The following is a 26,056-nucleotide window of genomic DNA, read 5'->3' on the forward strand; positions in this document are numbered from 1 at the left end:
CTCCAGCGGGCGACAGCGTTCAGGGCTGTGCAAAGAACCACATAACTACTCTTTAGTAACCTACGGATGCGTAGGTAAGGTGGCTCTGGGGGCAGCGCCCCGACGCGATCAACGGCCATCCCAGGCGCCGACGTGACGGAGGAACAGCCGTGGCCGCAAAGCGGTACGACGACACGCAGCACGACGCTCCGGCGCGCTCCGCACCGCAGGCCACGGTACAGCGCACCGGACCGCAGTCCGGCGGAACGAGACCGAAGGCCTCGCTGGCCGAGGAGGGCCTGGACCGGGCCGCCGACCTGCTGCAGGCCGTCAAACCGCGGCTGCGCGGCTGGCTGCACCTGGGGACCGCCCCATTGGCGCTGGCGGCCGGGATCGTCCTCGTCAGCCTCGCACCCACCGGCTCCGCCCGCCTCGCCAGCGCGATCTACGCGATCAGCGCCGTCCTCCTCTTCGGCACGTCGGCGATCTACCACGTGGGCCGCTGGTCCAGACGGAGCATGGCCGTGCTCCGCAGGCTGGATCACTCCAACATCTACCTGATCATCGCCGGGACCTATACGCCGTTCGTGCTGCTCGTCCTGGACGGAAGCACCCGTACCGCGATGATCTCGCTCATCTGGATCGGGGCGATCGCCGGCGTGCTGTTCAAGATGTGCTGGCTCAACGCACCCCGATGGCTGTCGACCGCGCTCTACCTCGCCATCGGCTGGGTCGCGGTGTTGTTCATCCCCGAACTGGTCAGCGGCACGCACCCGGCCACCTGGATCCTAGTCCTCGTCGGCGGCGTCCTCTACAGCGCCGGCGCGATCGTCTACGGCGCCAAGTGGCCGGACCCCGCGCCGCGCTGGTTCGGTTTCCACGAGATCTTCCACACGCTGACCATCGGGGCCTACGTGTGCCACTACATCGCGGTCTCGTTCGTGGTCTACACAGCGGCCTGACCACCTCAGACGATATGGAACATGTTCTGGCGACACCCGGGGACACGGCGCCGGCCCTCTGACCGCCTCCGGCCGACTAGTCACGATTCGCTTACAGGATCGGACGAGAAGGGGGAAACCTCCAGACGTCCCGGATTTCCGCCGATAGTTTGAGAACCGGTTCCTCCGGACTTGCCGGAGGAACCCGATGAGGCGGCCGGAAACCACATCCCCCCGGGTCCGGTCGCCTCTTCTCGTATGTGCGCCCGGCAGCGCCGGCGCCCCAACCCGCCGGACATGCTTCGGGGCCCGCGCAGGCGGTGCGCGGGCCCCGATATCTGTCGCGGTGGTCGGGCTCAGCAGCCGGGAAGCCGCTCCAGCAGGTACATCTCGATCTGGTCGAGCGAGATCCGCTCCTGGGACATGCTGTCGCGTTCGCGCACGGTCACAGCGTTGTCCTCCAAGGTGTCGAAATCGACCGTGACGCAGAAGGGCGTGCCGATCTCGTCCTGGCGGCGGTAGCGGCGGCCGATCGCGCCGGCGTCGTCGAACTCCACGTTCCAGCGCTTGCGCAGGGCGGCGGCGAGGTCGCGGGCCTTCGGCGAGAGGTCGGTGTTCCGGGACAGCGGGAGAACCGCGACCTTGACCGGGGAGAGCCGCGGGTCGAGGCGCATGACGGCCCGCTTCTCCATCTTGCCCTTGGCGTTGGGCGCCTCGTCCTCGCTGTAGGCGTCCAGCATGAAGGTCAGCATCGCGCGGTCCACACCGGCCGCGGGCTCGATGACGTACGGGATGTAGCGCTCGTCGCTCTCCTGGTCGAAGAACGACAGGTCGGCTCCTGAGGCCTCGCCGTGCGTCTTCAGGTCGAAGTCGGTGCGGTTGGCGACGCCCTCCAGTTCACCCCATTCGCTGCCGACGAAGTTGAACCGGTACTCGATGTCGACGGTGCGCTTCGAGTAGTGCGAGAGCTTCTCCTGCGGATGCTCGTACATCCGCAGGTTCTCCTTGGAGATCCCCAGGTCGACATACCACTGCATCCGGGTGTCGATCCAGTACTGGTGCCACTCCTCGTCCTCGCCCGGCCGGACGAAGAACTCCATCTCCATCTGCTCGAACTCGCGGGTGCGGAAGATGAAGTTCCCCGGCGTGATCTCGTTCCGGAACGACTTGCCGACCTGGCCGATGCCGAATGGGATCTTCTTGCGCGCACTCTGCTGCACGTTCAGGTAGTTGATGAAGATCCCCTGCGCGGTCTCGGGCCGCAGGAAGGCCAGGCCCGACTCGTCCTCCTGCACAGCACCGAGGTAGGTACGCAGCAGTCCGCTGAACATGCGCGGTTCGGTGAAGGAGGACTTCGCGCCGCAGTTCGGGCACGTGATGTCGGCCAGGCCGCCCGCCGGCTCCCTGCCGTGCTTGGCCTCGTAGGCCTCGGTGAGGTGATCGGCGCGAAAGCGCTTGTGGCAGGACTGGCACTCGGTAAGCGGATCGACGAACGCCTTGACGTGGCCTGAGGCCTCCCATACCTCGCGGGCCAGGATCACGCTGGAATCAAGGCCCACTATGTCGTCGCGCTCCTGGACCACGGAGCGCCACCACTGGCGCTTGATGTTACTCTTCAGCTCCACGCCCAGCGGGCCGTAGTCCCAAGAGGCGCGCAGACCCCCGTAGATCTCACTCGACGGGTAGACCAGCCCTCGGCGCTTTGCGAGGTTGACGAGGGTGTCCATAGCCTCTGACTTGACGGCCATTATCTTTCGACTCTCCATCCGGCTGGCGGTCGGTGGATCGCACAACGCGATGCTCGGAAAATGTTGGTAGTGAGTGACCACAGCCTAAGCGACCCGGTGGTCCCCGCATGTTCCACCGACGATACGCGCTGAACACCCTTGGATTCGACCGACTCGCAGGTGGTCACGCACCTTTGTGGGCCGAAATCACCTCGAACGCGCTCGGCTCGTCGTGGGCGAGCGAGAGCAGCGGTACCGCCGCCATGCGGACCTCGAAATCCGAGAGAGCACGGCGGTAGGAGCCGGGGCCGTCCCATTCGGTCACCACGGTCCACAGGGTGGGCTCGTCGGCGGCCCGCCCGATCCAGGACTCCCGGAACCCCGGGCGGTTCCCGAGCGCTTCCAGCGCCGCCGACGCGCGGGCCACGAAGTCGTCGGCGTCCTCAACGGACACGGTGAAGCGGGTGATGACGATCACCCGACCATCCTCTCACCGCCGCGGCCTCCCCCGGAACGGCCGCCCCTCGCGGCACCGGACGGCGCCGTGGACCCGCACACGATCAGTCCCGCCCGAAGACCCGGTCCACGACGCGGGCCGCGGCGTTGCCGTCGTCCAGCGGGCAGAACCGGTCGGTGAACGTCCGGTACTTGTCCCGGTAGGCGGCGGCGACGCCGTCGATGTCGGTGATCGCCCCGATCACGTCGTCGGACTCCAGCAGCAGCGGCCCCGGGGCCGTCTCCTCGAAGTCGAAGTAGAACCCGCGGAGGTTGTCGCGGTAGCTCTCGATGTCGTAGGTGAAGAACAGCATCGGCCGGCCGGTGTTCGCGAAGTCGAACATCATCGACGAGTAGTCGGTGACCAGGATGTCGGTGACCAGGAACAGCTCCATGATCTCCGGGTACAGCGACACGTCGTAGACGAAGTCCGTGCCGACGATCGGCACACTGTCGACGACACGGGGGTGCCTGCGCACCAGCAGCACATGGTCGTCGCCCAGTTTCGCGTACATCCGGCGCAGGTCCAGATGCAGGTCGAGCTTGTGCTTGCCGCGCGTGTAGTACTTGTCGTCGCGCCAGGTGGGCGCGTACAGGATCACCTTCTTGCCTTCGGGAAGGCCCAGGCGGCGCCGGGTGCGGGCGGCGATCGCGTCGCGCTCGGGGGAGAAGAAGATGTCGTTGCGCGGGTAGCCGGTCTCCAGGATCTCCCCGTCGAACCGGAACGCCCGCCGCAGGATCGGGGTGGCCCACGGGCTGGGCGAGACGAGGTAGTCCCACTGCCGGGTCTCCCAGGCCAGCTTCTCGTGGTAGTCGCGGGACTTGCCGCGGATGTTCTCGATATCGAAGCCGATCCGCTTGAGCATCGAGCCGTGCCAGGTCTGCACCACGGTCTGGTCGGGGCGGTGGGTGAACCACGCGGGCTGGCGGGAGTTCGTGACCAGATACCGGGAGCGGGCCAGTGCCTCGTAGAACTCGCGGCCGTTGTGCCGCACCGGCGTGAGGTCCGGGGGCAGGTTCACCTGCCCGTCCTTGACCAGCCAGGACATCGGGTACTCCGCCCAGTCGCCGCGCGCCCGCAGCTCGGCGTAGATGCTGTGCGGGCTGTCGGAGAACTGCCGGCCGGTGTAGCTGTCGAAGAGGATCTCCTCCCGCAGGCTCTCCTGGCGCATCGCGGGATGGGCGGCCTCGCGGAGCTGCTGCTGCGCGAACGACCCCCGCTCCTCGGGGCGCAGGTCGCTGCCGACCCTGAGCACCGGCGTGTCGAATCCGGAGTCGGCGAAGGCGTACTCTCGCTCCGATGTGGCCATCCCCAGCGGAAGGCTGCGCACGAAGTCGGCGTCGAGCTCGGCGCTGATATCGGTGCTTCCCCCATCGGCGAGGTGCACGCGCGCCCACAGTTGGTAGGTGCCCGATGACAGGGGCAGCGTGCCGGAGAGCGTAGGAATGCCGGCCGGGGTGAACGTCGCGCGGAAGACGTTCCCTTCGCGCACCAGGGACACGGTGTGCTCCTCCTCGCGCCCGCGCGCCTTGAACACCAGATCGACATCGGAGTCGGCCGCGTAGTGGCCGGCCAGCACCAGCTCGCGGTCCGACCAGTGGGCCCCCCGGACGACCGGGTGCGCCCAGCCGGCACGCACCCGCAGGTGGCCGGTACTGGTGCGCTGCACGGCGATCTCGTGATGGCCGTCCCCCGCGGGATGCGCCGCGGGGTCCACCTCGTCGGGGAGGACCAGCGGGACGGACGTGCCGTCGGGTGTGCGCAGCGTGGCCTCCCACTGTTCCTGGCTCAGCTGGCCGCGCCCTTCGTCCACCGCGTTGGCGAGCAGCTCCGATGCCGGGACCCGGACCGTGAAGGAGCCGCCCTCGACCTGCAGCGGATACTCCAGCTCCGCCGTCCCGGGCAGCCGGCACAGCCGCAGGCGGTGCGACTCCGCGGCCGGAGGTGCGACGAACTCCCCGGTGATCTCCAGTGCGGGGCGGTCCGCGTGGTCGATCCGGTGCCCGGTGACCCGTGCGCGGACCGGGGCGACCGCGATGCTGAGCTCCCGCCCCCTGTCCCACGAGGGCCTGATCCACACCTCACCGGAGACGCGGTGGTACGGCGGGCGCTCCGGCGGCCCGGCCACCGGGTTGGAGACCATCCGGCGGCGCACCAGGCCGCGGTTGATGACGACAAGCTCCAGCTTCCACTCGGTGGCCTGCCATTGGCCGGACAGCCGCAGCCGGGAGGGGTCGAGCGCGATCTCGAACCCGCCGTAGTCGTGCCGTGCGGCGTCGGGGATGTCCGACAGCCGGTATTCGGCCGCGCGCCGGACCTTGACCGGAACCGGGATGCGCCGCCCGGTGCCGGTGTTCACAGCGAACGCCACGAGGTGCTGCTGCCAGCGGCGCCTCGCTCGCAGGTGTTGGACCCCCACGCGCCCGCGGACGAGCAGCTTGCCGTCGCGCCATTCCACACGCTCGGTCTTCTGCCGCACCTTGAGTTCGGAGCCGAGCCGGTAGACCTCGCGCGGGATTCCGGCGGACTCGTCCTCGAAGAACGGGTAGCTGATGTAGTAGTGCAGCCCGCGCCGGACCACCGGCGCCTTCTTCAGCTCCACGCTCTTCTGGAACGTTATGGTCTCCAGAAGCCGTTCGCCCTGGCGCTTGCGCACCAGGTAGTAGTTCAGCCGGTGCAGCGCGGAGATCCCGTCGAGGACGTCCCGCCCGATCCGGTCGAGGTAGGTGTTGGCCAGGTCGAAGAACCGCTCCCAGGCGACGTCGGAGGCGTCGTCGAGGCGCAGGAGCACCGAGCGCAGATCGCTCTTGAGCGCCGTTGCGTCCCACAGGTCGCGGTCGGCGCCGCTGAGGGAGCCGGAGAGCGCGGTGACAGCGGAGAGGCGGCGGGTCAGTGTCTGGATCTCGCTCAGGTCCGCGCCGCTCTCCTTGTCGCGCAACAGCAGGACGGGGGCCGGGAGCACGTCGATGGAGCGCGCGGCGAACAGCGCGCGCACGACGGCCAGGTCGGTGTCGGCGTCGGCGAGTCCGAGGTCGTCCAGGGCTTCCCAGAAGGAGCGCCGCCACACCTTGTTGCCGTAGAGCCGGTCGCCGAGCAGAGATGTGCTGGCGTGCACGTCGGTGCCGGTGCGCACCGCGCCGAAGATCTTGCGGTGGGCGCCGGACTGGCGGGCTCCGAGTTCGTTGAACCGGTAGACGTTGCCCGTGGCGACATCCGCTCCGGAGGCGTTGATGGAGGCCGCCAGGTAGGAGAGGGCGTAGCCGGTGAGCGCGTCGGCGCCGTCGAGGAACATCAGGTACCCGCCGCTGGAGGCGCGGACCCCGCGCGAACGCGCCTCGGCGCGGGTGGCGGCCGGCTCGCCCAGCAGGGTGAGGCCGGGAGGCGAATCGGCGACGGCTTCGCGGGCCACGGCCATCCCTTCGGCCCGCGCCGTGTCGATGGCCTCGCTGCCCTCCTCGTCAGCGGCGTCGGCGTTCTGGTCCTCGTCCGAGGCTTCGGCCTCCCCTGTGTCCGCGGCGTCCGCGGCGTCGCCGTCGTCCGCGACACCGGCGGAGGGATCGGCAGAGGACGGTTGCACCGGGGCGGTCCGCGTCTCCACGGGGGCGAGAACGATCTCGGCGCCCTCGACTCTGCTCTGCCTGTTCAGCGAATCCAGGCAGTACTGCAGGTGGGGCTCGGTGACGTCGAACGTGACGATAACGCTGAGCTTCGGCACGGAAAAACTACTCTCCCCGGATGTCTTCTGCGGAGCGGGACACAGAGGCCGGACCAGGCTGACCGCGAATCCGGCTAGCACTATAAGCAACCCTAGGTCACTGTTAGTAAGTGACCGATAAGCAGCGCGGTAAGGACCGCACCGTAAACGGCGATTCACCGCTCCTACAAAATAGCGGCAGCGGCAGAGTGCATCAGCGCGGACCCGCACAGCGACCTGGTGGCCCCGCAGCAGGGCGGATTAGGCTTTGTAACCGGGTCCCCGCGGGAGGCGGCCCGATCAGGTGCACAGTAGCCGGGTATCAGGTACACAGCGCAGCAGGCCGGAGGAGCCGCGTGTCGTCCGAGCGCAACGAGCCAGAGCAGAACCGATCGACACCGCGGAACGGCGGCGATCCGCCGCGTTCGCGGCCGCTGCCGCAAGGCGACACGTTCTACACGCCCGACGCCGGCCCACTGCGGCGGGAGATCGAGCGGCGCAGCGCGGTTCCGCTGGTCTGGCTGCACAACGCCCCGCGGTGGATCCTGCCGGTGAGCATGGCGGCGGTGTTCGTCGGCGGCCTGCTGCTGGCCGGAATCGCCGGCGCGGTGCTGCTTACTCTGCTCGCGGCCTTCTTCGGCTGGCTGGCGTTCCTCGCCTGGCCGAACCTGCGCACCGGTGAGCGCGCGATGCGGGTGATCGTGATCGTCACCCTGGTCACGCTGGGACTGCTGCAGAGCGGGGCATTTTGACAACCGTTTTCGTTTTCGACACACTTAGAAGGTGTCCGCCGAATTAACGCGTCATGAGCGTCCCAGCGTCGCACCCGGCACCGCCTCCACCGCGTCGGCTTTCCGTGTCAGCGACGCCGTGGTCGCCTACGACGGCATTCCCGTGGTGCGCGGCGTGAGCTTCGAGGTCGCCGTCGGCGAGACCCTCGCGATCCTCGGCTCCAACGGCTCCGGAAAGTCCACGATGATGCGCGCGCTGCTGGGGATCCTTCCGCTCGCCCGCGGCCGGATCGATGTGCACGGGATTCCGCTGCGCAGGTTCCGCGACTGGGAACGGATCGGCTACGTGCCGCAGCGGCTCTCCGCGGGCGGTGGTGTCCCGGCCACGGTGCGCGAGGTCGTCGCCTCCGGGCAGGTCTCCCGGCGCAGGCGGCTTCGGCGGGGCAGCAAAGCCGACGACTCCGCCGTCGACGACGCCCTGGCCTCGGTGGGGCTGACCGACCGCGCCCGCGACTCCGTCCACGAACTCTCCGGCGGCCAGCAGCAGCGCGTCCTCATCGCCCGCGCCCTCGCCGGCAAGGCCGACACGTTCATCATGGACGAGCCCATGGCCGGGGTCGATACCGAGAGCCAGCACGCCCTCGCCGGCACCATCTCCCGGCTCAGCGAGAACGGCGCCACCGTCATCCTGGTACTGCACGAGCCCGGCCCCCTGGAACCGCTGATCCGGCGCGGACTCTCGCTGTCAGGAGGCCTGATCGTCCGGGACGGACCGCCGCAGGCTCCCACCGGCGACTGCGCCCGGCCCGGCCACGACCATGTGCACCCGCACGCCGGCGCCGGCACGGTCATCGGCACCGTCCCCACCATCGAGGTACCCCGTCGTGACTGAGCTGGTCCAGTACGACTTCATGCAACGGGCGCTCATCGCCGCGGCGCTGGTCGGTCTGGTCGCACCGGTCATCGGCACGTTCCTGGTGCAGCGGCGGCTGGCGCTGCTGGGTGACGGCATCGGGCATGTCGCGCTCACCGGTGTGGCCCTGGGTTTCCTCACGACGACGTCGCCGGTTCTCACCGCACTGATCGTCTCGGCCGCGGGCGCGATCGTGATCGAACTCGTACGGGTGCGCGCCCGCACGAGCGGCGACGTCGCGCTGGCACTGCTGTTCTACGGCGGGATCGCCGGCGGCGTGCTGCTGATCGGGCTGGCCCCGGATGCGAACAGCGCCACGCTGACGGGTTTCCTGTTCGGTTCGGTGAGCAGCGTGAGCCAGGAGGACGTCTATGTGGTCGCGGCACTGGCGGTGCTCGTACTGGCCGTGATCGGCTTCTTCGGCCGCGAACTGTTCGTGCTCTGCCAGGACGAGGAGGTCGCGCGCGCCCACGGGCTGCCGGTGCGGCTGCTCAGCCTGGTCATCGCGGTCACAGCGGCCCTTACCGTGGTCATTGCCATGCGTGTCGTCGGTGTGCTGATGGTGAGCGCGCTCATGGTGGTCCCGGTGGCCGCCGCGCAGCAGTTGACCCGCAGCTTCCGGGTGACCATGGCCCTGGCGACGGCCATCGGCGTCATCGCGGCGCTGGGCGGACTGTCCACCGCCTTCTACGCTGATGTCGCGCCGGGCGCGACCATCGTGCTGCTCGCACTCGCCGTGTTCAGCGCGGCGGTCGGCACCGGCTATCTGGTGCGGCACCGGCGCGGAAGATCGCCCAGCACCCGCTTCAGCGACGAACCGCCTAGTGTCGGTACGATGCCCCAGACTGATCGGGGGAGCGTATCCACATGAGTACACGACGCGAGGCCGTGCGGCAGGCCCTGAACGAGAGCAGCGGCTTTCGCAGCGCCCAGGACCTCTATGCCAACCTGCGTGCCGAGGGATCCAAGATCGGGCTTACCACGGTCTACCGAGCCCTACAGGCCCTCAGCAACTCAGGTGAGGTCGACGTGCTCCGCACCGACGAAGGCGAAGCCGTCTACCGTGCCTGCGTCACCGACGCCCACCATCACCACCTGGTCTGCCGGGGGTGCGGGAAGGCCGTGGAGGTCGAAGGCCCCGCGGTGGAGGACTGGGCCGCGTCCCTCGGGGCGCAGCACGGGTTCACCGACATCACCCACACGGTCGAGGTATTCGGCACCTGCGCGGCCTGCGCGGCCGCCGATCCGTAAGCGGCGGATCCCCGCGCCTCCGGGCGGGACCCGCCGCTGTTTCGCCGCCGGAACAGCCGTGCCGTGGAGCGGCCCGGCTCAGCGCAGCCGTTCCAGATTGGGGCGCTTGGGCGGCACGCCGTCGCCCGAGGAGCGCCCGGTGAGACGGCGTCCGATCCACGGCACCAGGAACTCCCGCGCCCAGTGCAGGTCCTCCCGGCGGGCGGCTCGCCAGCGCTTCGGCTCTTCGGGCGGCCAGGGCCGCTTCCAGTCGTCGGTGACCGGCAGTTCCAGCACCTCGCAGACCCGCAGCGCGAGCCGGCGGTGGCCCTCGGACGACAGGTGCAGCCGGTCCCAGCTCCAGGCCCGTTGGTGCTGCAGCGCTTTCATGCTCCACAGGTCCACGACCCGGCACCCGTAGTCGTCGGCGATGGCCCGCAGGTGCATGTTGTACGTCGCGATCTTGCCGCGCAGGTGCCGCATGACCGGCTGGAACTCGGTGTCCATACCGGTGAAGACCACGATGGTCGCCCCGGTCTCGCTGAGCCGCCGGACGGTGTCCTCGAAGATCCTCGCGACGAGGTCGGGATCACCGCCCGGGCGGATGATGTCGTTGCCGCCGGCGCAGACGGTGATCAGGTCGGGGCGCAGTTCCACGGCGCGCGGGAGCTGGTCCCCCACAACCTGGCGGATCAGTTTGCCCCGTACCGCGAGGTTCGCGTAGCGGACTTCTCCCACGTGGTCGGCCAGGTGCTCGGCCAACCGGTCGGCCCAGCCGCGGAACCGGCCGTGCGGCGTGCCGCCGCTGTCCGGATAGGGATCGTCCAAGCCTTCCGTGAAGCTGTCCCCGAGAGCCACGTAAGAGAGGATGTCCTGCCGCATGTCGAAGCCGCTCATAGTGGACGATGATGCCCCGCGAATGCCGGGTTACGCGACAGTAGGTTTGGGCCACTCGGTCACCCACCGAGAGCGTAACCGGCCATTGAACAGCGAAAACGAGGAGTTTCCGGTTTTCTTATCCCCGGGTCACTCTCTTGTCGCCGGCTCGCTCGGCGGCGGCTCCACGGGGTTGGGAACGGCCCCTCCGTAGCGGCGGTCGCGGCTCGCGTAGATCTCGCAGGCGTGCCAGAGGTGCCGGCGGTCGAAGTCGGGCCAGAGGGTGTCGAGGAAGACGAACTCGGCGTACGCCGCCTGCCAGAGCAGGAAGTTGGAGAAGCGCTGCTCCCCCGAAGAGCGCAGGAACAGGTCGACATCGGGGATGTCCGGCTCATCGAGGTACTTCGCGAGCGTGGACTCGGTGATCCTGTTCGGGTTGACCCTGCCTTCGGCGGCCGCCCGCGCGAGGGCGGAGGCGGCCGCGGTGATCTCGGCACGACCGCCGTAGTTCACGCAGAACTGCAGAGTGAGGGCGGTGTTGTCCTTGGTCATCTCCTCGGCCTCCTCCAGCTCGGAGATGACGCTCTTCCACAGCCGCCCTCTGTGGCCCGCCCACCGGACCCGCACCCCCATGGCGTGCAGCTCGTCGCGGCGGCGCCGGATCACATCGCGGTTGAACCCCATCAGGAAGCGGACCTCTTCGGGGGAGCGCTTCCAGTTCTCGGTGGAGAAGGCGTAGGCCGAGAGGTTCTCCACCCCCAGCTCCAGGGCGCCCTCGATGACGTCGAAGAGGGAGCTCTCGCCCGCCTTGTGCCCCTCGGTGCGCGGCAGCCCCCGCTGCTTGGCCCAGCGTCCGTTGCCGTCCATGACGATGGCGACGTGCCGCGGCAGCAGCTCCTTGGGCAGCTCCGGCGGGCGCGCGCCGCTGGGATGCGGCCGGGGCGACCGGTAGCCCTGGGCAGCGGTCTTGAACGAAAGGCGGTCGTACAGGCTCACGAACGCTCCACTAGGCGCAGGGATCGGATTCCGTTTTCCAGGTGCCACTGCAGGTAGGCCGCGACCAGCCCGCTGCACTCGTTGCGGTGCCGCTCCTCGCTGGCGTCGGCCGCCCGCCAGTCGCCGCGCAGCAGCGCCGCCATCAGCCGCACCGACTCGGGCGCGGGACTGGCCGCACCGTGCGGACGGCACACCGTGCACACCATGCCGCCGGTGTGCACCGCGAACGCCCGGTGCTCCCCGCGGGCCCCGCAACGAGCGCACTCCTCCAGGGCGGGAGCATATCCGGCGACCGAAAGCGAGCGCACCAGGTAGGCGTCGAGAACCAGCCGGGGGTCGTGGGTATCCTCCCCCAACGTCCTGAGCGCCCCGATGAGCAGCAGGAACTGCCGCAGAACGGGGTCTTTCTCCACCGCGACGATCTTCTCGGCGGTCTCCAGCATCGCGGTGGCGGCAGTGTAGCGCGGGTAGTCGGCGACGATGGACTCGCCGTAGGCGCGCACCGTCACGGCCTGGGTGATCACATCCAGCGTGCGCCCGGTGTGCAGCTGCAGGTCGACGTGGCTGAAGGGCTCCAGTCGGGCACCGAAGCGCGACTTGGTGCGCCGCACCCCCTTACCGACCGCCCGGACCAGACCGGTCCTCCTGGTCAGCAGGGTCACGATGCGGTCGGCCTCCCCCAGTTTCTGGGTGCGGAGGACGACCCCCTCGTCACGGTAAAGGCTCACTCCTCCATTGTCGCGGATACGGCGGTGCGCGCGAACCTGCGGGCCGCTCCTCCGCTCCCTCACTCCCCGTCGCACCGTAGCCTGCGGCTTTTGAGACGGATCTCCCCTTCCGCTGCGTTTTGCCATACCATCTCGCGCGAACTGACCGGCGTTGTCTACCGAACGGGGGAACTCTCTATGTCGGACAGGCGCCACAAACACCGAAGTCCCGAGGGCGCGAGACGCGGGCGACGCCGCGCGGCCGCTCCCGAGCCCCTGAAGCCGAAGCGGTGGCGCGGCCCGCTCGTCGGAGGGCTGGCCGCCGTACCCGTCGGACTCGGCCTGGCCGCCGCGCTCGTCGTACTCTCCGGTCCGGACACCAACGGCTTCGCGGGTACGGAGGCCGACGCCGGCTCCACCCTTCCGGACGACTCCGGGTTCCCCGATGACGACTTCTTCGCGGCACCGGACGATCCCTCCCCCGACACCCCGTCCCCCGGTTCCCCCGATGCCGAGGAGCGCGGTGCCCCTGCCACCGGGAGTGACAGCGTCCTTCCCCCGTCCTCGTCCTCTTCGGACGACTCCGGCGACTCCGACAGCGACTCCGACAGCGGCTCCGGCGAGGTTCCGGAAGGGGCCGGCGGGTCGGACGGGTCCGCCGAGACCACGGCCGAGGCCGTTGTCGAACTGGTCAACGAGGAGCGCGCCGACGCCGGCTGCGACCCGGTCCGGATCGACGCCGACCTCACCGCGGCGGCGGAGAAGCACAGCGCGGACATGGCAGCCCGGGACTACATGGCGCACGAGAGCCCTGAGGGCACGACACCCGCCGAACGCGCGGCACGCGAAGGCTACGACGTGTTGACGGCCGAGAACGTCGCCGCCGGACAGGCCTCCCCCGAGGCCGTCATGGAAAGCTGGATGAACAGCGACGGGCACCGGGCGAACATCCTGGACTGCGACAACAAGGCCATCGGCGTCGGCGAACAGGACAACCGGTGGACCCAGAAGTTCGGGGCCGATTGACCCCGCGCGCCTTTCGGCGGCGGCGCGGGGCCGGCTCCCGCCGGCGCGTGCCGTGCACGGCCGACAGAACACGGCGGGTGTGTTCCGGAGGATCCTCCGGAACACACCCGCCGCGGATGGTCGCGCCGCTTGGGTCGCTGGGCCGTCCCTAGCGCCGGGCCTGGCTGACCGCGCTGCAGACGGCTTTCAGCGAGGCGGTGGTGATGTTGTGGTTGATGCCCACCCCCCACACCGTGCGGCCGTCGATCTCGGCCTCGACATAGGCGGCGGCGCGGGCGTCGCTTCCCGCGCTCAGCGAGTGCTCGACGTAGTCGAGTACCCGTACCTTGACGTCGATGTCGGTCAGCGCCTCGCAGAACGCCGAGAGCGGACCCTGGCCGGTGGCCACGATCTCGCGGATCTCACCGTGGGCGCGCACATCGGCGCTGATCCGGTAGCTTCCCTCGACCGTGGGCTCGGAGCGGTGCGCCAGCACGGCCACAGGGCCGTCCTCGGCCAGGTAGCTCGCCGAGAAGATCTCCCAGATCCGCTCGGCGGTGAACTCGCCGCCCTCGGCGTCGGTGAACTCCTGGACCTTGTGCGAGAAGTCGATCTGTAGCCGGCGCGGCAGGTCCAGCGCATGGTCGCGGTGCAGGATGTAGGAGACCCCGCCCTTGCCGGACTGGCTGTTCACCCGAATGACGGCCTCGTAGTTGCGGCCCACGTCCTTGGGGTCGATCGGCAGGTAGGGCACCTTCCACGGGTACTGCGCCACCGGCACGCCCGCGGCCTCGGCGTCGGCCTCCAGCACGAGCAGCCCCTTCTTGATGGCGTCCTGGTGAGAGCCGGAGAACGCCGTGTAGACCAGGTCCCCGGCGTAGGGGTGGCGCTGGGCCACCGGAAGCTGCGTGCAGTGCTCGACCGTGCGGCGGATCTCGTCGATGTCGGAGAAGTCGACCTGGGGGTCCACCCCCTGGCTGAACAGGTTCAGGCCCAGGGTGACCAGGTCGACGTTGCCGGTACGCTCGCCGTGGCCGAACAGGCAGCCCTCGACCCGGTCGGCGCCGGCCATCACCCCCAGCTCCGCCGAGGCCACAGCGGTACCGCGGTCATTGTGCGGATGCACCGACAGGCATACGTGCTCGCGCCGGCTCAGGTTGCGGCTCATCCACTCGATCTGGTCGGCGTAGGTGTTGGGGGTGGCGCGCTCCACAGTGGCGGGCAGGTTCAGGATGATCTCGCGCCCCGGGCCGGGCTGCCAGACGTCCATGACCGCCTCGCACACCTCCAGCGCGAAGTCCAGCTCGGTGTCGATGAAGATCTCCGGCGAGTACTGGTAGCCGAAGTACTCGGTCTCGCCCAGGTACTGCTCGGCGAACTTCACGACGTGGCGGGTGCCGTCCACCGCGATGGCCTTGCAGGCATCCCGGTCGACGCCGAAGACCACCCGGCGGAACTCCGGCGCGGTGGCGTTGTACAGGTGCACCGTGGCGCGCCTGGCGCCGATGATGCTCTGCACGCTGCGCTCGATCAGGTCCTCGCGCGCCTGGGTGAGCACCGAGATCTGCACGTCCTCGGGGATCCGGCCCTCCTCGACCAGGCTGCGCACGAAGTCGAAGTCGGTCTGGCTGGCCGCGGGGAACCCGACCTCGATCTCCTTGTATCCCATCCGCACGAGCAGGTCGAAGATCTCCCGCTTGCGTTGGGGGTCCATCGGCTCGATCAGCGCCTGGTTGCCATCACGCAGGTCCGTGGACAGCCAGCGCGGGGCCTGGGTGATGGTCGCGGCCGGCCACGTGCGATCCGGCAGATCGACGGCCGGGAAGGATTGGTAACGGTGGAAAGGCATTCCACTGGGCTGCTGCTGGGGCACCATGAAAGAGGCTCCTCGGAGAAAAATGCTCGCGGTGTCGTGGCCGACAAGACCATGTCGAACTCCCGCGGCGAGGGAGCCGACCGTCTACCGACCCCCGCCGCGGCCACTAAGGAGGAGCAGCTCGCGCAGCATATCGTTCATCACCGTAGCAGACGTGCGGGGACGGGGCGGCGCCCCCCGGTCCCCGCACGCGCGCCTGTCCCCGACGTGCGAAGACGGAGTCAACACGGGAACGGAAAGGCGCCGCGGTGGCCCGGCCAAGTGGCCACCGCGGCGCCCGCTCCCCTCTCAGGGAGCTCTCCCCTCCCCCTGGGGAGGTTTCGACCGCCGTCGCAGGCGCGTCCCGAGCGCTGTCAGCGCACGAGATCGGCCAGCTCGGCGGGAAGCTCGTCCGCCTTCTCCACCGGGCGCCCGGCGAGCACCGCGTCCACCCGGCCGCCGGGCATGCCGAGGCCCTCCAGGACGGCGCGCAGATGCGGCCGGGGCAGCGTGTTGAACCATCGCACCCAGAGCGCCTCGTGACCGTCGGCCGTGAGGCGGCCGTGGGCGCGCAGCCGCGCCAGGCCGCCGTCGGGGAACACGTCCACCCGCAGCCGGGTGGCCGGGCGCGGGGCGGCGACCACGAAACGGTGCCGGGTGTCGGGGCGCAGGTCGACGCGCTCCAGCAGGGTGAACCAGGATGCCGGGACCGCGGGGTCGGACGTCGTTTCGTCGCACCCGCTCACCTCGGCCGCCCCCGGAGCGTTGTACAGGAAGTAGCTGGTGTCCAGCTCCAGCAGCCGGACCTCGCCGCAGCCGGCCAGCCCCAGCTCCACCCAGTCGTTGCCGTCATCGCGGCGGCGGGCGTTCTCCCAGCCCTCCCCCATGGTGCGGGGCAGGCCGGGCGCGATGATGTTGCTCGGCGAGGAGTAGAACTCGTTGCTGCACCCGGTGATGCGGCCGCCGTTCTCCAGTGCGGCGAGGTCGAGGCCGCCGGTGACCAGGAGGCGCGGTCGGTGATCGCCTCGCCGTGCACCCGGAACCGGGCGACGCCTCCGTCGGGGTGGATGGTGAGCCGCACGTGGGTGTACCGGTGAGTGTCCTCCACGGTGAAGCCGTTGGCGGCGTGCCCTTCCACCGGCGACCTGGGCACGAGCGTGCTCCACTCGGCCGCGGCGAGCTCAGCGGGCCCGGGGTGGCCCTCGACCCCCGTCGCCTCGACGGAGACCTCCGGCGGGTAGTTGCCCTTGAACCACGAGGTGTCGACGATCACACCGCGGACGACGCCCGGCACCCCCAGCCGGACGATCGCGTAGTCGTGACCAGGGGTCCGCCGGCGCCGGGTCTCCCAGCCGTCGTACACCTTGCCCTTGTGTCCGAAATCCGACTCGTCGAACTCGGCCGCCGTCGGCTTGATGAGATTCTCCCGCTGGGCGAAGGACTCATCGTTGGCCTCGACGACGGCTCCGCCGTGGCTGCGGCCGGCGAGGTCGGGGAACCGGAGGAACTCCTGGTCACTCACGCTTACTTCTCTCCTTACAGGGAAGACGGGCCGGGCGGGGTCTCCGCCCGGCGCTTCCGCCTCCGCCGGGTCAGTCGGTGGTGTCGGCGTCCGGGAACGGCTCGAACTCCTTCACGGCGTCGATGGACGGGCCGTGCGGGGTGTTCGCCTCCCGCTCGATCATGATCTCCACCAGGGCCGGGCGCGAGGTCCGCTGGGCCTCCTTGCGCGCCCACTCCAGCGCCCCACGGATCTCGCCGGGATCGAAGACCCGGCGCCCGGAGCACCCGTAGGCCTCCATGATCTTGACGTTGTCCGATCCGCACTCGTCGTAGTGGATGTCCACCTGGAAGTTCATGTCGAACGGGATCTCCGCCTGGCGGATGAGCCCCAGGTACTCATTGTTAAGCATGATCAGCACGTAGGGCACGTCGTACTGCGCCGCGACCGCGAGCTCCTCCACCATGTACTGGAAGCTGTAGTCGCCCACGATCCCCACGACCTCGGCGTCCGGATCGCTCTCCTTCAGCGCCTTCTTGACGCCGATGGCCGCCGGGACCTCCCAGCCGAGCGGGCCCGCCTGGCCGCAGATCTGGTAGCGGCGCGGCTTGAACGCCTTCTGGTGCTGGCCGCCCCAGATCTGGTAAAGGCCGATCGCCGTGACGAAGTAGGTGTCCGCGTCGAAGACCTCGTTGATCTCCTTGTACACCCGCGGCGCCTTGATCGGCGTGCTGTCGAAGTCCTCGCGCCGGGTGAGTGAGGTGCGCAGCTCGGCGACGCGGGCGACCCACGCGCCGGCCCGGCGGCCGGCGTTCCGCCGCTTGGCGGCGTCGAGCAGCGCCCGCAGGAACAGCCTGGTGTCGGAGACGACCCCGAGGTCCGGCTGGAAGACCTTGCCGATCTGGGTGGGCTCGATGTCCACGTGGATGAACTTGCGGTCGCCCCGGTAGACGTCGAGCGTTCCGGTGTGCCGATCGCCGAAGCGCGCGCCCAGCGCCAGCACCAGGTCCGACTCCAGGAAGGAGGCGTTGCCGTAGCGCTGCGAGGTCTGGATCCCGGTCATGCCGGAGTACAACGGGTGGTCCTCGTCGATGCTGCCCTTGCCCATCAGCGTGACCTGCACCGGGATCTGCAGGTACTCGGCCACCTCGACGACTTCCTCGTGCGCCTCGCCGAGGATCACCCCGCCGCCGGCCAGCAGCAGCGGGCGCTCGGCGGCGAGCAGCATGTCCAGGGCCCGCTCCACGCGCGGCGGGTGCGGCTCGACCGTGCTCACCGGCAGCGGAGCGTCGATCGTCGAGTCCCACTCGATGACCTGCTTCTGCACGTCCAGCGGCAGGTCGATGAGGACCGGACCGGGGCGTCCTGAGCGAGCCACGCGGAACGCCTCGCGGAAGATCCATGGAGCCTGCGCGGCCTCCTTGACCTGGACCGCCCACTTGGTGACCGGTTTGGCGATCTCGACGATGTCGACCGCCTGGAACGCCTCCTGGTGCAGCTTGGAGCTGACCGCCTGGCCGGTGATGCAGACGATCGGGACGGAGTCGGCGTGCGCGGTGTAGAGGCCGGTGATCATGTTGGTCCCGGCCGGGCCGGATGTGCCGACGGCGACACCGACCTGGCCCGTGGTCCGGGACCAGCCGTCGGCCATGTGGGTGGCGCCCTCTTCGTGCCGGACGATCAGGTGCTCGATCCCGCTGTCCTGCAACGCCGCGTAGAACGGCAGGATGGCGGCACCGGGGCAACCGAAGACCGTGTCGACACCCTCCGAACGCAGGACGCCGACTACGGCCTCCATCGCAGGTGTCTGTACCATTTGCTGAGAACCCTTCAGTGCTAGGGGTTTGGGGCCCGCCGGCGGGATCCTGGGTGCGGCCAACACCCGGGCCACCGTTCCTCGCGCGGAACACACGTAAGACGCGAGGCCGACTGGCCAGTCCCGCGGGCGGGACCCGTTTTCTTCCTGCTATTTCCTCTCTTCGCCGGAGAGCTGCTCCACGATCTTCAGCAGCGCGGAGTGGTCCAGGCCACCGTGCCCCTGCGCCTTGAGCGCGCCCACGTACTGCGCGACATGCGCTCCCAGTGGGATCGCGACGCCCGCCTCGCGGGCCGCCGTCGTCACGATCTTCATGTCCTTGTCGTGCAGGGCGATGCGGAAGCCCGGCTGGAACTGGCGGGCGCGCATCGCGTCGCCCTTGCGGGTCATGACGGTGCTTCCGGCGAGGCCGCCGTTGAGGACCTCCAGGCCAGCTTCCGTGTCGACGCCGTGGGCCTCCAGGAAGACCAGGGCCTCGGCCACGAGCTGGATGTTGCCGGCCACGATGAGCTGGTTGGCGGCCTTGACGGTCTGTCCGGCACCCGAAGGACCGACCAGGACCGGGGTCGTGCCCAGAACCTCGAATACCGGCTTGGCCTCCTCGAAGTCCGCGGTGTTCCCGCCGACCATGATGGAGAGCTTGGCCTCGATGGCGCCGGCCTCGCCTCCGCTGACAGGGGCGTCGAGGACCCGGAGGCCGCGCTTGGCGCCCTCCTCGGACACCAGCCGGGCGATATCGGGCCGGATGGTGCTCATGTCGACGATGAGGGCCCCGGACGCCGCGTTGGCGAACACGCCGTCCTCGCCGAGGAGGACGGCCTCGACGTCCGGGGAGTCGGGAACCATGGTGATGACGATGCCGGCGCCCTTGACCGCCTCCGCGATGGAATCGGCGGCCTTACCCCCCTGGGCGGCCAGCTTCTCGACGGATTCCGGCGAGAGGTCGTATGCGGTGACCGTGTACCCCGCCTTGACGAGGTTGGCGGCCATGGGCAGCCCCATGATGCCGAGTCCGATGAAGGCGATGCTGGGTGTCCGAGACATGCGTGTCTCCTTCCGGGAGGGGTCGTGCGTGGCCGGCGGGGCCCCGGTTCGGGCTCAGCGCTTGAGCCAGCCGAAGCTGTCGGCGCTCGGAACGGTCGGCTTGTACTCCAGGCCCACGTATCCGCTGTATCCGCGGACCTGGGCGTCGGTCAGGAGGTCGTCCAGTGGGAGCCGGCCGGTGCCCGGCTCGCCGCGGCCGGGGGCGTCGGCGATCTGGATGTGCCCGAACTCGGCCGCGTGGTCGCGGACGACCGCGGCGACGTCATCGCCGTTGACCGCGAGGTGGAAGAAATCGGCGAGCAGGGCGACGTTGCCCGCGCCGGCGGCCCTGGCCTCGGCGACGAACTCCAGGCCATCGGCGGCGGTCTTGAGCGGGTAGTCCTCGGCGCCGCTGATCGGCTCGATGAGGACGGTGCCGCCGATCGCCTCGACGGCCGTCGCGGCGTCGAGGACGCTCTCCATCGCCACCCGGTCCTGTTCGGCGGGGTCGACCCCGGGCTGGCGCAGACCGTAGAGGGCGTTGAACGCCGTCGTCCCCGTGCGCTTGGCGATCCCGACGACGACGTCGATGTTGTCGTGAAACTCCCGAACGCGGGACGGCTGGGAGAGCACACCGCGGTCCGGGCCGGGCAGCGCCCCCGCGAAGAAGTTCAGGCCGGTGAGCCGGACTCCTGCGTCGGCGATGGCGGAGACGAAGGCGTCGACCTCGGCGTCGGCGGGCACCGCCTCCTCGAACGGCCACCAGAACTCGACCGCGTCGAAGCCGGCCTTGCGCGCGGCGGCGGGGCGCTCGTTCAGGGGCAGCTCGGTGAACAGCAGTGAGCAGTTCACTGTGTAGCGCAGCGAGTGGCTCATAGCTCGCCTCCAGGAGGATCAGTACTTTCGCGATGTGGAATCTAGTTTTCGCATGAAGGTATGATTTGAGTCTGCGCCCCCGCACCAGGCTTGTCAACCGCTCGGCCTCCTCGTTTACGGAGGGCCGCCGCCGGTCGCACACCCCGCCCCCGGACCCCGCACTCCCACCCCGCGACGACAAGGGAGAGTCGGCGGAGAACCGGAGGGAAGGACGAATTCAGGGCGTATTTCATCCCGGCTTTTTGTGGTCGCAAACAAAACGCGCCGGGCCGGCGGTCCGCGCTTCCCAACGTGTTGACAGCTCCACACCCAGCGGGTTTATCGTCCGAGATACAAAACAAGGATTCTGCGGTGCGAAATCCCATCGCCTCTTTCGGGAAACGCCGCCGCGATACCTGATGCCGCGACAGCGCACAGCGCGGTCATCGACACAGTTCAGCGGGGATGTTCCTAATTCCCGTGGGACGACGGAAGACGGAGAGTGCCATGCCCGACAGCGTCGCCGGCGACGCGGTATCCGACCCCGGCCTGAAGCGCGTGAACACGCTCGCGCCGGAGGAATTCCGCGCGGAATTCGCCCGGTGCCTCGACATCGACCGCTGGGTGGAGGCACTGCTGAATAAGCGCCCTTTCGCCTCCCGGGCCGCACTGCTCGATTCCGCCGACGCCCATGCCCGCCTCATCACCGATGACGAGGTCGCCTCGGCCCTGGCCCGGCACCCCCGCATCGGAGAGCGCGCCTCCGGCCGGAGCGCCGAGGCGAAGTGGTCGCGCGGCGAGCAGTCCGCGTTCGCCGAGGGGGAGGCTGGCGTCCAGCAGGCGTTCCGGACCAGGCAGGCCGAGTACGAGAGGCGTTTCGGGCAGATCTACCTGGTATGCGCCAGTGGCCGCTCCAGCGAGGAACTGCTGGCCGACATCGAGGCTCGGATGGACAACGACCCGGCCGCCGAGGCGCGCGTCGCCGCCACCGAGCTCCGCAAGATCTCGCAACTGCGCATCGGAAAGGTCCTCGATACAGCATGAGCCACGTGACGACACACGTCCTCGACGCCGCTCTGGGCCGTCCGGCGGCGGGAGTGCCCGCGCGGCTGGAACAGCAGGCCGACGAAGCCCGCACCGCATGGAAGCCGGTGGCAGCCGGGACCACCAACAGCGACGGCCGCATCCCCGACCTCGGCCCGGACCGGCTGAGCGCCGGGGTCTACCGGATCACCTTCGACACCGGCAGCTACTTCGAGCGCTCCGGCCAGCGAGGCTTCTACCCGGAGGTCGCGGTGGTCTTCGAGTTGAGCGACGAGACCGCCCACTACCACGTGCCCCTGCTGCTCAGCCCGTTCGCGTTCTCCACCTACCGGGGCAGCTAACGGTACACGGCGGCACCCGCCGGCCACCCGCGCAGCGCGTGACAGGTCCTTCCGCGACAAGCGGTCCTCCCACGGGCGCACCCTCGCGATCCGGCCCCGCCCGGCTCGCGCGAAACCGAAACGCGGCTCACCCAGTTCCCAGAGGAGTTGACCCATGGGCATCCGGCTCGGAGACAACCAGTACGGCAAGGCCGAGGTCCGCCTGGTCCGCGTCAACCGCGACACCAGGGTCCACCGGATCAAGGACGTCAGCGTCACCTCCCAGCTGCGCGGTGACTTCACCGCCGTGCACACCGAGGGCGACAACACGAACTGCATCGCGACCGACACCCAGAAGAACACCGTCTACGCGCTGGCCAAGGAGAACGGGGATGTCGGCGCCATCGAGGACTTCGCCCTCCTGCTGGCCCGGCACTTCGTCAACGGGTTCGACTGCGTCCGCGGCGCCCGCCAGGAGATCCGGGAGTACGCGTGGGACCGCATCGAGACCTCCGACGGCCCGCACGACCATTCCTTCGTCCGCCGGGGCGGCGAGACCCGCACCACCGTTGTCACCAAGGACGGCGCCGAGGAGTGGGTCGTCTCCGGCTTCGAAGGGCTGACCGTCCTCAAGTCCACGGGCTCGGAGTTCCACGGCTACCCGAAGACCGCCTACACCACCCTTCCGGAGACCACCGACCGCGTCCTGGCCACCGACGTCACCGCCCGCTGGCGCTACATCGGCGCCGATCTCGACTGGGACAAGAGCTACGCGTCGGTCAAGGCGATCATGCTGGAGGCGTTCGCGACCACGCACAGCCTCGCGCTCCAGCAGACGCTGTACCGCATGGGGGAGGCCGTGCTGCGGGCGCACCCGGAGATCGCCGAGATCAGGTTCTCCATGCCGAACAACCACCACTTCCTGGTGGACCTCTCACCGTTCGGACTGGACAACCCGAACGAGGTCTTCTACGCCGCCGACCGCCCCTACGGCAAGATCGAGGCCGCCGTCGAGCGTGACGACGCCCCCGCAGCCGGCCGGGCCTGGGAGACGGTCCCCGGATTCGTCTAGAACTCCGCAGCGGGTCCGGACCCGCTCGGCGCAGACACCCCGCGCCGGACCCGGCCCGGGGAGCACCACCGCACCCACCTCGCGCACCCGGCGGTCCGGGGCACCCGGCATCGTCGGCGACCACCACCTAAGGGACTGAAGGCTATGAGATTCCGCAGACCCGCACCGCGCAGCTCGGCCGCGACGGACACCGCCGACGGCGCTCCCCCTGAGCGCCCCGAAGACGAGAGACCCCCCGCACGGCTGCTGGTCACCTACGGCCTGCAGCACATCCTCGCCATGTACGCCGGAGTGGTCACCCCGCCCCTGATCGTCGGCGCCGCCGTCGGTCTCTCCACCGCCGAACTCGGCATCCTCGTCAGCGCCGCGCTGCTGGTCAGCGGTTTGGCGACACTCCTGCAGACCATGGGCATCTGGCGGTTCGGCGCCCGGTTGCCGGTCGTCATCGGCATCTCCTTCGTACCGGTCGGCGCCATGACCACCATCGCCGAGGACAGCGGCCTGCCCGTGGTCTTCGGCGCCGCCTTCGCGTCGGGCGTCTTCGGGCTCCTCGTGATCCCGTTCTTCGGCAGCCTGGTGCGCTTCTTCCCGCCCGTGGTCACCGGCAGCGTCATCACCGTCATCGGACTGTCACTGCTCCCGGTCGCGGCCGGCTGGATCGTCAACGAGGCCGAGGACAACACCCCCGCCCTGGGTGACCTCGCACTCGCGGGGGTCACCCTGCTCATCGTGGTGGTCCTGGCGCGGGTGCTGCCGGGCGTGTGGAGCCGCCTGGCCATTCTCGCCGGCCTGGTGCTGGGCACCCTGGTCGCCGCGGTGTTCGGCCGGGTCGACTTCGGGGCGATCACCGAAGGCCCCGTCTTCTCCCTGGGCCAACCGCTGTACTTCGGGGCGCCGGAGTTCCAGATCGCCGCCATCGTGACCATGTGCATCGTCATGCTGGTCATCCTGACCGAGGGCGTCGCCGACATCCTCGCCGTCGGTGAGATCGTGGGCACCAGGGTCGACGGCCGCCGGCTCGCCGACGGGCTGCGCGCCGATGTCAGCGCCGCGCTGTTCGGTCCGCTGCTCAATTCATTCCCCGGCAGCACCTTCTCGCAGAACGTCGGGCTGATCGCGCTCACCCGGGTGAAGAGCCGCTACGTGGTGGCGGTCGGCGGGCTGATCCTGATCACCCTGGGCCTGTTCCCCATCCTCGGGCGCGTCGTGGCCACCATCCCGATGCCCGTCCTCGGCGGTGCCGGTCTGGTGCTGTTCGGCTCGGTGGCGGCGGCCGGGATCCGGGCGCTGGCCAAGGTCGACTACGAGAACAACCTCAACCTGGTGATCGTCGCCGTTTCGCTCGGCTTCGGCATCGTCCCTATCGCGGTCCCGGAGTTCTACGACAACTTCCCCGACTGGCTGGCGACCGTGCTGCACTCGGGCATCGTCGGCGCCGCGATCGCCGCACTGCTGCTGAACCTGGTCTTCAACGTCCTCGGCGGCAGCGGGACGGCGAGGGCGCCGGCCGGCACGGACACGTCTCCGGAGGGCGGGCGCTCCGGCTCCGCCGGCACGGGAGCGGACGAGCAGGGCGCTGCCCCGGTCCCGGTCCAGGACGACGGCGCGGCGGGGGGCACCGTCCCACCGCACCGGGACTGACCGTCCCGCCCACCATCCGCCCCGGAGGCGGCGTCCATGCCGCCCCGGATCGGGCCTCTGCCCACGCCGGGTCTGGGAGCGGCCGCCTTTCCGGCTGACCACAACCGGCCACCCCTTCTTCGCGGGAGCACCCTTCGCCTGCGATATGCCGGAAAAATCCGGTTCGGTGGTGAAAATCCACCTCAATAACACGTATTGACGCAACTCCGCACGGTCACTCCAATGAATGCGGACACCCCAGCGCCTCACCCCCACCCCACCCCCTGGAGGCACTGTGCGCGCCCGCACGTTACTCACCCCGCTCGCACTCGTCCCCCTGTTCCTCGCCACCGCCGTGAGCAGCGGCAGTGCCGCGGAATCCGGAACCCCCGAAGGCCCCGACCGCCAGTACCTCGTCGAAGGCCCCGAAACCCCGCAGGAGCGGACGCAGGTAGCCCGGACCGGGGCGTCCGTGGACGCGGTCGGCGAAGACGCCGCATCGGTCACCGTCACCGCGACGCCGGGCGAGGCCGAGGCGATCGAGGACCTCGGCCACGAGGTGACCGAGGTACCGGTACCGAACGACCTGCTCCACCAGCCGGTGGACCCCGCTTACCACACCTACGACGAACTGACCGGGGTCGTGGACAAGGTGGTCGCCGACTTCCCCTCACTCGCCGAGAAGACCAGCGTGGGCTCCTCGCACGAGGGTCGCGACATCATGGCCGTCAGGATCAGCGGAGAGGAGGAGGCCGGCGAGGACAAGCCCGAAGTGCTGTTCACCCACCAGCAGCACGCCCGCGAGGTCCTCACGGTCGAGATGGCGATCTACCTGCTCACCATGTTCACCGAGGAGTACGGTTCCGATGAGCGGATCACCGAACTCCTGGACAGCCGGACCATCTGGATCCTGCCGAGCGTCAACCCCGACGGCGCCGTCTACGACACCGAGTCCGGCAGCTACCGGAACTGGCGGAAGAACCGGCAGCCCAACTCCGGCAGCAACGCGATGGGCACCGACCTGAACCGGAACTGGGACTACAACTGGGGATGCTGCGGCGGCTCGTCGGGCAGCCCCTACAGCCAGACCTACCGGGGTGCCTCCCCGGAGTCGGCCCCCGAGGTGAACGTGGTCGCCGACTTCGTGCGGAGCCGGGTGGTCGACGGCGAACAGCGGATCACCGCGCACATCGACTTCCACACCTACGGCGAGCTCGTCCTGTGGCCCTACGGCTACACCTACGACGAGACCGGTCCGGGGATGTCGCGCGACGACTACGACGCGCACGCCGAACTGGGCGAACTCATGGCCGAGACCAACGGCTACACGCCGCAGCAGTCCAGCGACCTCTACGTCACCGACGGGTCGATCAACGACTGGATGTGGGGCGACCAGGGCATCTTCTCCTTCACCTTCGAGATGCACCCCGGAAGCTTCACCGGTGGCGGTTTCTACCCGCCGGGCGGCGTGATCGAGGAGGAGACCGCACGCAACCGCGACGCAGTACTCGACCTCACCGCCTACGCCGACTGCCCGTACCGGGTCATCGGCAAGGAGGCCGAGTACTGCGGCTCGGCCGCGTAGCGACCGGGGCACGCGCACGAGGCCGGCCTGACACGGCGCCCCGGGAACACCGCGCTCGGGGCGCCGCCCG

22 protein-coding genes and 1 pseudogene are annotated in these 26,056 nt (G+C 69.5%); 11 read left to right on the forward strand and 12 right to left on the reverse strand.

Translation table 11 applies throughout. The annotated features are described in order from the left end of the window. The first annotated feature begins 263 nt into the window (after nucleotides 1-263). Nucleotides 264-941, forward strand: a complete 678-nt coding sequence (gene trhA, locus VS93_RS06205; protein ID WP_236700375.1) for a PAQR family membrane homeostasis protein TrhA — start codon at nucleotides 264-266, stop codon at nucleotides 939-941. A gap of 335 nt (nucleotides 942-1,276) precedes the next feature. On the opposite strand, the gene VS93_RS06210 is transcribed toward trhA, so the two are convergent. From VS93_RS06210 to VS93_RS06220, 3 genes are all read right to left on the reverse strand, one after another. Then, complete coding sequence (locus tag VS93_RS06210; RefSeq protein WP_173434269.1) at nucleotides 1,277-2,668, reverse strand: glycine--tRNA ligase; 1,392 nt, start codon at nucleotides 2,666-2,668, stop codon at nucleotides 1,277-1,279. Nucleotides 2,669-2,831: 163 nt separating this feature from the next. Continuing rightward, entirely contained in the window at nucleotides 2,832-3,125 is a 294-nt protein-coding gene (locus VS93_RS06215) for an antibiotic biosynthesis monooxygenase family protein (RefSeq protein WP_046469048.1), read from the reverse strand. Between the two features lie 82 nt (nucleotides 3,126-3,207). Continuing rightward, on the reverse strand, nucleotides 3,208-6,858 hold the full coding sequence (locus VS93_RS06220; protein ID WP_046469049.1) for a bifunctional glycosyltransferase/CDP-glycerol:glycerophosphate glycerophosphotransferase: 3,651 nt from the start codon (nucleotides 6,856-6,858) through the stop codon (nucleotides 3,208-3,210). 335 nt (nucleotides 6,859-7,193) lie between these two features. On the opposite strand from VS93_RS06220, the gene VS93_RS06225 reads away from it, so the two are divergent. The 4 genes from VS93_RS06225 to VS93_RS06240 are packed head-to-tail and all read left to right on the forward strand — an operon-like array spanning nucleotide 7,194 to nucleotide 9,732. After that, on the forward strand, nucleotides 7,194-7,589 hold the full coding sequence (locus VS93_RS06225) for a DUF6703 family protein (RefSeq protein ID WP_338022680.1): 396 nt from the start codon (nucleotides 7,194-7,196) through the stop codon (nucleotides 7,587-7,589). A gap of 31 nt (nucleotides 7,590-7,620) precedes the next feature. Continuing rightward, nucleotides 7,621-8,460, forward strand: a complete 840-nt coding sequence (locus tag VS93_RS06230; RefSeq protein ID WP_046469050.1) for a metal ABC transporter ATP-binding protein — start codon at nucleotides 7,621-7,623, stop codon at nucleotides 8,458-8,460. Beyond that, the gene (locus VS93_RS06235) at nucleotides 8,453-9,352 is read left to right on the forward strand and encodes a metal ABC transporter permease (protein ID WP_046469051.1); all 900 of its coding nucleotides are present in this window, start codon (nucleotides 8,453-8,455) and stop codon (nucleotides 9,350-9,352) included. Before VS93_RS06230 ends, VS93_RS06235 begins: the two co-directional genes overlap by 8 nt. Continuing rightward, entirely contained in the window at nucleotides 9,349-9,732 is a 384-nt protein-coding gene (locus tag VS93_RS06240) for a Fur family transcriptional regulator (RefSeq protein WP_046469052.1), read from the forward strand. Before VS93_RS06235 ends, VS93_RS06240 begins: the two co-directional genes overlap by 4 nt. Nucleotides 9,733-9,810: 78 nt before the next feature. Here the strand turns inward: VS93_RS06240 and VS93_RS06245 are convergent, their stop codons facing one another. The 3 genes from VS93_RS06245 to recO all read right to left on the reverse strand — a co-directional run bounded on the left by VS93_RS06245 (nucleotide 9,811) and on the right by recO (nucleotide 12,311). Then, on the reverse strand, nucleotides 9,811-10,608 hold the full coding sequence (locus tag VS93_RS06245; RefSeq protein ID WP_046469053.1) for an SGNH/GDSL hydrolase family protein: 798 nt from the start codon (nucleotides 10,606-10,608) through the stop codon (nucleotides 9,811-9,813). A gap of 129 nt (nucleotides 10,609-10,737) precedes the next feature. Then, nucleotides 10,738-11,577 (reverse strand): isoprenyl transferase, encoded by an 840-nt coding sequence (locus VS93_RS06250; RefSeq protein ID WP_394298794.1) that lies wholly within the window; start codon nucleotides 11,575-11,577, stop codon nucleotides 10,738-10,740. 2 nt (nucleotides 11,578-11,579) lie between these two features. Next, the gene (recO, locus tag VS93_RS06255) at nucleotides 11,580-12,311 is read right to left on the reverse strand and encodes a DNA repair protein RecO (protein ID WP_046469055.1); all 732 of its coding nucleotides are present in this window, start codon (nucleotides 12,309-12,311) and stop codon (nucleotides 11,580-11,582) included. A 177-nt stretch (nucleotides 12,312-12,488) separates the two neighbouring features. Between recO and VS93_RS06260 the strand changes: the two genes are divergently transcribed. Next, the gene (locus VS93_RS06260; RefSeq protein WP_046469056.1) at nucleotides 12,489-13,316 is read left to right on the forward strand and encodes a CAP domain-containing protein; all 828 of its coding nucleotides are present in this window, start codon (nucleotides 12,489-12,491) and stop codon (nucleotides 13,314-13,316) included. 148 nt (nucleotides 13,317-13,464) lie between these two features. Here VS93_RS06260 and leuA read toward each other — a convergent pair whose 3' ends face one another. The 6 genes and pseudogenes from leuA to VS93_RS06285 all read right to left on the reverse strand — a co-directional run bounded on the left by leuA (nucleotide 13,465) and on the right by VS93_RS06285 (nucleotide 20,366). Next, nucleotides 13,465-15,171 (reverse strand): 2-isopropylmalate synthase, encoded by a 1,707-nt coding sequence (gene leuA / locus VS93_RS06265; protein WP_046469057.1) that lies wholly within the window; start codon nucleotides 15,169-15,171, stop codon nucleotides 13,465-13,467. Nucleotides 15,172-15,524: 353 nt separating this feature from the next. Further along, complete coding sequence (locus tag VS93_RS06270) at nucleotides 15,525-16,316, reverse strand: hypothetical protein (RefSeq protein ID WP_236700373.1); 792 nt, start codon at nucleotides 16,314-16,316, stop codon at nucleotides 15,525-15,527. After that, a pseudogene (locus VS93_RS31120) lies at nucleotides 16,232-16,672 on the reverse strand (allantoicase); the annotation flags it as partial. The pseudogene VS93_RS31120 and the gene VS93_RS06270, both read right to left, overlap by 85 nt. A 70-nt stretch (nucleotides 16,673-16,742) precedes the next feature. After that, nucleotides 16,743-18,467, reverse strand: coding sequence for a glyoxylate carboligase (gene gcl / locus VS93_RS06275; RefSeq protein ID WP_046469058.1), 1,725 nt, complete (start codon nucleotides 18,465-18,467; stop codon nucleotides 16,743-16,745). 150 nt (nucleotides 18,468-18,617) lie between these two features. Beyond that, on the reverse strand, nucleotides 18,618-19,511 hold the full coding sequence (locus VS93_RS06280) for a 2-hydroxy-3-oxopropionate reductase (protein ID WP_046469059.1): 894 nt from the start codon (nucleotides 19,509-19,511) through the stop codon (nucleotides 18,618-18,620). A 54-nt stretch (nucleotides 19,512-19,565) separates the two neighbouring features. After that, the gene (locus VS93_RS06285; protein ID WP_046469060.1) at nucleotides 19,566-20,366 is read right to left on the reverse strand and encodes a hydroxypyruvate isomerase family protein; all 801 of its coding nucleotides are present in this window, start codon (nucleotides 20,364-20,366) and stop codon (nucleotides 19,566-19,568) included. Between the two features lie 486 nt (nucleotides 20,367-20,852). On the opposite strand from VS93_RS06285, the gene uraD reads away from it, so the two are divergent. The 5 genes from uraD (at nucleotide 20,853) to VS93_RS06310 (ending at nucleotide 25,986) form a co-directional block, all read left to right on the forward strand. Continuing rightward, nucleotides 20,853-21,389, forward strand: coding sequence for a 2-oxo-4-hydroxy-4-carboxy-5-ureidoimidazoline decarboxylase (uraD, locus tag VS93_RS06290; RefSeq protein ID WP_046469061.1), 537 nt, complete (start codon nucleotides 20,853-20,855; stop codon nucleotides 21,387-21,389). After that, nucleotides 21,386-21,730, forward strand: coding sequence for a hydroxyisourate hydrolase (gene uraH, locus VS93_RS06295; protein ID WP_046469062.1), 345 nt, complete (start codon nucleotides 21,386-21,388; stop codon nucleotides 21,728-21,730). Before uraD ends, uraH begins: the two co-directional genes overlap by 4 nt. A gap of 154 nt (nucleotides 21,731-21,884) precedes the next feature. Beyond that, complete coding sequence (pucL, locus tag VS93_RS06300; RefSeq protein WP_046469063.1) at nucleotides 21,885-22,781, forward strand: factor-independent urate hydroxylase; 897 nt, start codon at nucleotides 21,885-21,887, stop codon at nucleotides 22,779-22,781. A 144-nt stretch (nucleotides 22,782-22,925) separates the two neighbouring features. Then, nucleotides 22,926-24,422, forward strand: coding sequence for a nucleobase:cation symporter-2 family protein (locus tag VS93_RS06305; RefSeq protein WP_082126659.1), 1,497 nt, complete (start codon nucleotides 22,926-22,928; stop codon nucleotides 24,420-24,422). Between the two features lie 274 nt (nucleotides 24,423-24,696). Then, nucleotides 24,697-25,986 (forward strand): M14 family metallopeptidase, encoded by a 1,290-nt coding sequence (locus VS93_RS06310; protein WP_052745565.1) that lies wholly within the window; start codon nucleotides 24,697-24,699, stop codon nucleotides 25,984-25,986. The last annotated feature ends 70 nt before the right edge of the window (nucleotides 25,987-26,056 follow it).

The organism is Allosalinactinospora lopnorensis (assembly GCF_000981225.1).
Lineage (GTDB): Bacteria > Actinomycetota > Actinomycetes > Streptosporangiales > Streptosporangiaceae > Allosalinactinospora > Allosalinactinospora lopnorensis.